The organism is Campylobacter sp. W0066.2 (assembly GCF_024723515.1).
In the GTDB taxonomy this organism is placed as follows: Bacteria; Campylobacterota; Campylobacteria; order Campylobacterales; family Campylobacteraceae; genus Campylobacter_D.
Window position 1 is genome coordinate 1 of sequence record NZ_JANQCV010000039.1, and the last position, 970, is coordinate 970.

General features: G+C 28.7%; 1 protein-coding gene. It reads right to left on the reverse strand.

Annotated elements, in window-relative coordinates:
- Positions 1-909, reverse strand: a 909-nt coding sequence (locus CAMP18498_RS07880) for a PDC sensor domain-containing protein (protein ID WP_337198261.1), incomplete at its 3' end; no start/stop codon positions are given.
- Between the last annotated feature and the right edge of the window lie 61 nt (positions 910-970).

Here is a 970-nt window from a genome sequence, read left to right on the forward strand (position 1 = left end):
TAAAATAGTACTTATAATACTTGTAAAAATAACAATAATGGCTTGTATATAGGCTATCTTCTCACTTGATTGAGAAATTGTATCAATATAAGCCATATTGCACACTGTATATCCATCTACATTGTCACACATTCCGAGTCTTTTGTGATTTTCCTTGCTAGTATAAAAAAATGGCTCACCTTCTTTTACCTTGCTAAATTTGTCTGCTACGATAGCAACATTTGGATCATTTCCGATATAATTTTTACTTGTTGAAACAAATGAAAAACGATTTTTATCATAAATAAAAGACGTACCTGGCATTTGTTTAAGACTATCTTCTAAATCTTTAACCAAAACATCAATTGCTAGCACTCCTATAAAATTACCATCTTTATATATTGGCATGGCATAAGTAAAGCAAGGTAAACCTGTTGTTACATCAATATAAGAAGGAGTGATATACAGGCTATTATTTTTCATTGCCTCTATATAAAATTCTCTTGTTCTTGCATCATAATTATCAGCCTTTCCATAAATTCCATAGTCTAAACCTTTGCTATCACTATCTGGGTCGCTTACTATTAATTCTCCATTTGGTTGAGCTAGATAAACCGCTAGAAAATTACCAAAATCTCTGAATGATCTTAATTGATAGCCTATATTGTCCATTAGCTTCTCTGTTGAATTCAAACTAGAATAGGGATGTCTAAGTATAGTTTCGCTTAATTTTTTCAATGAGTCAGATGTATCATCTTTAAAATTAGTCATAAGATTTTTTGTAGAAATTAAACGATTTTGTTCAGAATTAACAATTTCTTGAAAAAGAGCATCTTTAACAAAAATAAATGTTACAATTCCTAAAATTAAAAGACATACAATCGCTATGATATTTGCAATCAAGGCAACTTTTATTTTAACATTTTTCACCACTTTTCTCCTAAAATATTTTTGTAATTATAATGAAAATTTAATTGCAACTTAATATTGT